The following is a 6,601-nucleotide window of genomic DNA, read 5'->3' as shown; positions in this document are numbered from 1 at the left end:
CTCAAGTGTAAGATTTATTGGCTTGAAAACATTCTGGGACTTTGTTTCTTTTATCTTTTGCTGGCGCGTCGTCGCGCTAGTTAGAGGCTCAGATCTTGCACTCCTGCCTGGGCGAATAGAATTCGCTCAAATTACAGCTAGTTCTTATCTCTATTGCAACTCATTCTTTTCAAGACTACCGTAACTCGTTTTCGGCAGCATTTTCATGGGATAATGCTACCTTTCCAGGAGACTTTATGGCTGCTGCTTATATCCAAGACGAAACCGAGTTTAATGCGCTACTAGAAACTGAGCCAGTGTTTGTAGTAGACTGCACGGCTACTTGGTGTGGACCCTGCAAACTCATTGCTCCCTTGATAGACCAACTGGCACAAGAGTATAGCGACCGTGCTAAGGTCTTAAAGCTAGATTTAGATACCAACCAACCTATTGCCAAACGATTTGGTATTCGCAGTATTCCTGCTGTCATGCTCTTCAAGCAAGGCGAGTTAGTAGAAACAATAGTTGGTGCTAAACCCTACGAAGAATTCAGCAGCGCTTTGGCTAAGTATTTGACTTAATGACATTGTTAAGTGTACTAGTCTGGCAATTAGGGCAGGTGAAATTAGCTGCTTGAGAAATAATAAAGAGTGCCTGCTCTGGTTCTAAAGCATAGCTTCAGCTTGCTAAATCGATCGAAGCATCTCGGTGAAATCGAATCACTCGTGAGAGTGAAATTCGATAATTGGTGGAAGGACATACTGTCAATGCGATACTACCTTGTTCGGAAACTAGTATCTGCTTGACAGTACAGGCTTGTCTCTTGTTATTACAGTAAGCAATAATGCGATCGCCAATTTGAATATCCAATGCTTGAATTTTCATTGCTTTGCTCTGTTAGGGTTTTCCTAACGTTGGCTAAATTTCGGTTATATGACAAAAATGATGCCATTTCAATCTGTAAAAACTGAAATTTCAGACGATTAGCTTAGTAGCGGGAACGTCTTTTACGCTGCTTATGCTTAGCGAGTTCCTTCCGCTTATGTTTTTCAATTGGCGTTTCAAAGTGACGATGTTTCTTGATATCTAGAAAAATTCCTGCTTTAGAAACTTCTCGCTTAAATCGACGCAAGGCTGACTCAATGCCTTCATTTTCACCTAGAGTAATTTGTGCCATCTACTCTCCTCCCAATTATTTAACTTAGGATAGAATTTGAGCAATTTATCCTGAGATCGAGTTGCTAATAAAAAAGGGTAGACTCCCGATCTACCCTTAAACCTTAGAGTTAAATTATTTGTCTCGAAGCTTAGTAGCGACTAGAGAAATTATCTCTCCGATTGCCACCGAATGAACCTCTGTCTTCTTTGGGCTTCGCTTTATTCACCTTCAGGTTACGCCCCATCCATTCAGCACCATCGAGGGCATCAATGGCTGCTGTTTCTTCGGTATCTGTATTCATTTCTACAAAAGCAAAGCCACGCATCCGACCTGTTTCGCGATCGGTAGGCAGTTGCACCCGCTTGACAGAACCATACTCTGCAAAAGCAGCATTCAGGTCTTCTTGCGTAACCTCATATGATAAGTTACCTACATAAATTGACATACATTGTCTCCAAAATCAAAAGGTGTAGAGATTGAGATTTCGGAGGGAAGTTTGTTAGTTTTAAAAACAATCAATCTGACCAAACGAATTTTATTCTCACCTATTTATACTAACACACTGTTGAGTTTTTGCCCAAAGCGAGATGCTTTTCACTCAAAAGCCTTTGGCGTTCGTTTTGTGGAACTTTGCTCTTTATTTATCTAGTTGAAATCTAGCCGAAAGATACATAATTTTGATTAAGTGCGATCGAGACTAGTTGTTGAAATATTCAATAGAGGAGGAAATTTATCATGGCGACTTTAGCAACAAATTCAAAATTTCCTGTCGGGAACAACGTAAGGCTTGAAGAACAGCACTAGCCTCTTCAACAAGCCAAGTTTCGAGCGCGAGTTATTAGACTGTCGGTGGTAGGACAATTTTTCGAGCTAACCTCATTTGCTTCAGGATCAGAATTGTCCACCAGGTCGGGTCGATTTCCCACCACTTCCAACCCGCTTTTGCCACGTTGGGATAGGCATGATGGTTGTTGTGCCATCCCTCCCCATAGGTAAGAATTGCTGCCCACCAAAGGTTACGAGAATTATCATCACAGTCATGGCTGCGGTAGCCAGTGATGTGACTTGCAGAGTTGATCAGCCAAGTACTGTGCCAGAGTAAGACTGCTCTGAGGAATAGTCCATAGATAACGAATGACCAACCTCCAAGCAGGTATAGCCCGACTCCGAGGGGGATTTGCAGCAGTAGATAATAGCGATCGAGCCAACGGTAAAACGCATCTTTTGCTAAATCCGGTGCAAATTTTCGGTTAGACTCGTACTCAAAAAACTCTGGACGTTTGTACAGTAGCCAACCCATGTGGCTCCACCAAAAACCCCGTTTTGCAGAGTAGGGATCTTTGTCAATGTCTTCGGTGTACGTGTGATGTCTGCGATGCCCCGCCACCCAAAACAGCGGGCCACCTTGCAACGCTAGCGCACCGATCGGGGCGATCGCATATTCTAACCCCTTCGGCACTTGCAGACTACGATGAGTCAGTAATCGATGATACCCCAAGCAAATGCCAATACTGCCAAATAACCAGTGAAGGAAGATTGCTACTCCCAGCGCCGACCAGGAGAAAAACCAGGGTGCTAGCAAAGCTATAGCATGAACTGCCGCAAAAAACGTTATGCTCGTCCAATTCAATACGAGCGGCTGACCGTTCTCGCGGTCAGTCTCAACCATATTCGTCGTCATGAAAACCTTACTTATGACTTGTACTTCTCATCCTAGCCAAGGATTTTGTCACTCGTGTCCGCCTAGAGTTTGAAGTAGCCGTACTGCTAAAGTAGAGAAATACAAAGTACTGAAAGGTTAAGTCGAATACCAACTATCTTCACAACTTCAAGCTGTTGAGCGTGGCGATAACTACAGCAAAGTTTGCCCCACTCAAATCTGCATCAACCAAGTCTGCACTCATCAGGCACGCTTCGATCGGGTTTGCATCAGCCAGAGTTAACGATTTCTAAATATCTGACTAAATTCGGTTTACACCAAGGAGCTAGAAATCTCCGGTAAAGAACTGCGTCCTGAAGCCCGTAGTATGGCTACCTTGGTGTGACAACTACTGCATTAGGTTGCAGCTCGAACCTGACTCAGTAAACTATGTAGTTTCTCACCCTCGATCGCTTCTGTATCCAAAAGTTGAGTCGCGATCGCCTCTAGTAAGTCTCGGTTGTGCTTGAGCGTATCCAAGGCTTGATGATGAGCTGTTTCCACAATTTCTTTCACCTCGCGATCGATTTCCCGTGCCGTTTCCTCGCTCATAGTGCGGCGGGGATTGGCTGCACCATCGCCCAAGAACATAGCTTGCTGTCCCTGTTGGTAAGCCTGCGGTCCTAAAGTTTTGCTCATCCCGTAGGTCGTTACCATCCGCTCTGCTAGATCGGTCGCCCGTTGCAAATCGTTGGATGCCCCAGTGGTAATGCTACCAAACACAATCTCTTCTGCCGATCGCCCACCGAGCAAAGTAGCAATCTGACCTCGAAGTTCTGCTTCGTCCATTAAGAATCGATCTTCCGTTGGCAGTTGCAATGTATAACCCAGCGCCGCCATCCCACGGGAGACAATCGAGATTTTTTCGACCCGACCGCCCCCTGGCATCAGAGAACCAACTAGAGCATGACCGACTTCGTGGTAAGCCACAATCTTCTTTTCTTTGTCGTTGAGAACGCGGCTTTTCTTTTCCAGACCAGCTACTACCCGCTCGATCGCTTCGGTAAAGTCTGCCTGTGCCACCGTTTCTCGTTGATTGCGGGCTGCTAATAGAGCCGCTTCATTCACTAGGTTTGCCAAGTCTGCCCCAGCAAAACCAGGGGTGCGAGTCGCGATCGCCAAAAGATTTACATCCTCACCTAGCTTCACCTTCTGAGCGTGGATTTTGAGAATTGCTTCTCGTCCCGATAGCTCAGGGCGATCGACCAAAACTTGACGGTCAAATCGACCAGGACGCAAGAGGGCAGGGTCTAAGACTTCTGGACGATTAGTTGCTGCTAGGACAATCACGGTGGCATCGCCAACCGCAAACCCATCCATTTCTGCTAGCAACTGGTTGAGCGTCTGTTCCCGCTCGTCATTGCCACCATAGAACCCACCACTGCTGCGAGACTTGCCGATCGCATCTAATTCATCAATAAATACAATGCAAGGAGCTTGTTTCTTCGCCTGCTCAAACAGATCGCGCACCCGCGAGGAACCAACACCAACAAACAGTTCCACAAACTCAGAGCCAGAGATACTGAAGAACGGCACTCCTGCTTCCCCTGCTACCGCTTTCGCCAGCAGCGTTTTACCAGTCCCAGGCGGACCCACTAACAGCACCCCCTTGGGAATCCGCGCTCCAATTTGGGTATAGCGCCCTGGAGACTTGAGGAATTCTACAATCTCAACCAATTCAGTTTTGGCTTCTTCTACCCCAGCTACATTGGCAAAAGTTGTTTTGTCAGATTCTCCCTCTACATAAACTTTGGCTTTGCTCTTACCAATTGAGAGTACACCTTGGGGTCCGCCGCCACCTCGTCTGATGAAAAACTGCCAAATTGCCACAAAAATCAGGGGTGGAATTACCCAGCCTAAAAGATTACCGATCCAGCCATCCTTGGGCGGCGGGGCAGCGGCAAACTCAACGCCTTTCTCTTCTAGCAACTTGGGCAATCCCAAATCGAAGATGGGTGTCGTTGAAAATACGGGTCCAACTTGGTCGTCGGCAGTTTTCAACTGAAATCGAATTTGATTTTGACCAATTTGAGCGCGATCGACTTCCCCTGTCTCTACTTGATGGATAAACAGACTATAGGGGACAGCAGGAATTTGAGGACCGAAGAAACTAGGCAAAATCAAATTTGCAATTAGGAACACGCCTGCCAATGCGAGCAAAATGCTGCCGATTTGACGGGAACGAGGTGGAGTAGGTTGTTGTTTAATTGGCATTGCGATCGCTGATTATTTAAAGAGCTTTATTTAGTAGGTGTGGAAAACAGCAAAACATATTTAGCTGTCAATCCGCGTACCTATTTTTGATTTGGACGAACTGAGTTAACCCTTTGGTGTCTAGATGGTTGGATGTTCTTGACCCCAAGCGCCATCAAATTTTGTCACTACACTCACGTAAATTAGCTCTTTGAGGGTATGCAAAGGTTTTCCCTTGAGCAAATTACTTCAGGCATAAAATTTGCTCTCCATTGAAGCGCCGACGAGTCATGTCATTGCTCTGTCTTTGACGCGGTTCTTAAGTGGGTTATTTTGGCTCCATAAAGTGTAGCCTTCTGCCCTCGCCTTATTCTCGGTATCAATATTCTTGAGTTGAACTAAGGGTTAATAATACCGAAGTAGAGAGCGGCAAAAAATAAGAGAATTGCCAGAGTCACTACAGTGAGAGTAATGCGAAGCCTTGGATCGGGCAGTTGCTCGCGAGTCAACACGTTATCCGCTTGTACCTGCGTTATCGGCTCAGATTTCGATGCCGGATTGATGTGGGAAGTTGTGTCGTTTGATAAAGGAGGCGGGGTTGTTGATGCCGGATCTATGCGGGCAGTTTCGCGGTTATCTGTATCAGAGGTTACATTCTGGGGTGAGTCAGGGAGATTGGTTTTCGTTTTTTGGTTGTCTGGCGATCGCATAACTTTTTAGTTGTGTCTCGATGACTGTATATATTGCTATAGTTTCAAATATTTAAGAATAACTACATCTTTCTAGAGAACCATCTGGTTGAAAAATGCTTGTATCAAAATTACCCATTTTGAAGTTAAGTTGTAAAGATCGATACAATCGGTCGGGAAACTCGACGTTGAATTTTTACATTTACTTCTAGAAATCGCGATTGAGATATTTATCTATATTATGTTTTTTACTACAAAATCATCCTTTGGAGGTGGATGAGATTTGAACCTGTAAGTAGAAAATAGTTACGATCCACATGAATAACATTAGGAAAAAAATTAAGTTGAAAATTTGTTTAGAAGTATTAATAATGGAGACCGAAAGTTCTTCTACTAATTCGCCACTTATGGCTCAGGAACACAACGGTGCAGATCGTAACGCTTGGCTCTTTGGCTGGAATCCTCTACAAAACTGGCTTGAAGGCGATATTACTGGAATGAATAAAGTAGCAAAGGCGCTCTACCAAGCTAGTTCGAGCGCCTTTGCTGATGAAAGAACTATATCTCATTAGTTACTCGCTTGACGAGCATGAATTAAGAATGGATCTCATTAGCAAAGTATTTTTAAAACATCTGCTATTATTAATCTAAACTTTGTGGAAATGTTCTAAAATTTAAAATTTTAGCGACAGAAAGTTTTTACTCTTTACCAAGACTTATTCTTAAAAATGGAGATTATCCGCTTACATAAATAGATTGCTTCAAACAATTTTTGGTTGCTAGAGAAGACAGACATATATCTTAAGTACAGGTAAGACAAGCTGAAAAAATGATAAAGCGATTTTAGAGGATAATCAGAATGAGTGATTGCGGAAAGGTTCC

At 44.3% G+C, this 6,601-nt stretch carries 8 protein-coding genes; 2 read left to right on the top strand and 6 right to left on the bottom strand.

Features of this window, described 5'->3' with window-relative positions; translation table 11 throughout:
- Positions 1-236: 236 nt before the first annotated feature.
- A complete protein-coding gene (trxA, locus tag H6G17_RS28445; protein ID WP_192161910.1) occupies positions 237-560 on the top strand; it encodes a thioredoxin in 324 nt (107 codons plus the stop codon).
- 97 nt (positions 561-657) lie between these two features.
- Here trxA and H6G17_RS28440 read toward each other — a convergent pair whose 3' ends face one another.
- The 6 genes from H6G17_RS28440 to H6G17_RS28410 form a co-directional block, all read right to left on the bottom strand.
- Positions 658-864 carry a hypothetical protein gene (locus H6G17_RS28440; RefSeq protein WP_192161909.1) on the bottom strand — a complete coding sequence of 69 codons (207 nt, stop codon included), beginning with the start codon at positions 862-864 and terminating at the stop codon, positions 658-660.
- 103 nt (positions 865-967) lie between these two features.
- Positions 968-1,156, bottom strand: a complete 189-nt coding sequence (gene rpsU / locus H6G17_RS28435; protein WP_192161908.1) for a 30S ribosomal protein S21 — start codon at positions 1,154-1,156, stop codon at positions 968-970.
- A gap of 130 nt (positions 1,157-1,286) precedes the next feature.
- On the bottom strand, positions 1,287-1,583 hold the full coding sequence (locus tag H6G17_RS28430) for an RNA-binding protein (protein ID WP_192161907.1): 297 nt from the start codon (positions 1,581-1,583) through the stop codon (positions 1,287-1,289).
- A 393-nt stretch (positions 1,584-1,976) separates the two neighbouring features.
- Positions 1,977-2,819, bottom strand: a complete 843-nt coding sequence (locus tag H6G17_RS28425; protein WP_192161906.1) for a fatty acid desaturase — start codon at positions 2,817-2,819, stop codon at positions 1,977-1,979.
- A 375-nt stretch (positions 2,820-3,194) separates the two neighbouring features.
- A complete protein-coding gene (gene ftsH4, locus H6G17_RS28415; RefSeq protein WP_192161905.1) occupies positions 3,195-5,051 on the bottom strand; it encodes an ATP-dependent zinc metalloprotease FtsH4 in 1,857 nt (618 codons plus the stop codon).
- Between the two features lie 377 nt (positions 5,052-5,428).
- Positions 5,429-5,740 (bottom strand): hypothetical protein, encoded by a 312-nt coding sequence (locus tag H6G17_RS28410; protein WP_199317065.1) that lies wholly within the window; start codon positions 5,738-5,740, stop codon positions 5,429-5,431.
- Between the two features lie 350 nt (positions 5,741-6,090).
- On the opposite strand from H6G17_RS28410, the gene H6G17_RS28405 reads away from it, so the two are divergent.
- Positions 6,091-6,291, top strand: coding sequence for a high light inducible protein (locus H6G17_RS28405; RefSeq protein WP_192161904.1), 201 nt, complete (start codon positions 6,091-6,093; stop codon positions 6,289-6,291).
- Positions 6,292-6,601 lie beyond the last annotated feature (310 nt).

Origin of the sequence: Chroococcidiopsis sp. [FACHB-1243] (assembly GCF_014696895.1) — a bacterium.
Taxonomy (GTDB): domain Bacteria; phylum Cyanobacteriota; class Cyanobacteriia; order Cyanobacteriales; family Chroococcidiopsidaceae; genus Chroococcidiopsis.
Note: the sequence above shows the minus strand (reverse complement) of the source record. Positions and strands in the feature narration are given on the sequence as shown.

Coding starts and splice junctions, on each gene's coding strand:
- H6G17_RS28425 (WP_192161906.1), bottom strand. CDS start 2,819: ATGACGACGAATATGGTTGAGACTGACCGCGAGAACGGTCAGCCGCTC.
- H6G17_RS28410 (WP_199317065.1), bottom strand. CDS start 5,740: ATGCGATCGCCAGACAACCAAAAAACGAAAACCAATCTCCCTGACTCA.
- trxA (WP_192161910.1), top strand. CDS start 237: ATGGCTGCTGCTTATATCCAAGACGAAACCGAGTTTAATGCGCTACTA.
- H6G17_RS28430 (WP_192161907.1), bottom strand. CDS start 1,583: ATGTCAATTTATGTAGGTAACTTATCATATGAGGTTACGCAAGAAGAC.
- rpsU (WP_192161908.1), bottom strand. CDS start 1,156: ATGGCACAAATTACTCTAGGTGAAAATGAAGGCATTGAGTCAGCCTTG.
- ftsH4 (WP_192161905.1), bottom strand. CDS start 5,051: ATGCCAATTAAACAACAACCTACTCCACCTCGTTCCCGTCAAATCGGC.
- H6G17_RS28440 (WP_192161909.1), bottom strand. CDS start 864: ATGAAAATTCAAGCATTGGATATTCAAATTGGCGATCGCATTATTGCT.
- H6G17_RS28405 (WP_192161904.1), top strand. CDS start 6,091: ATGGAGACCGAAAGTTCTTCTACTAATTCGCCACTTATGGCTCAGGAA.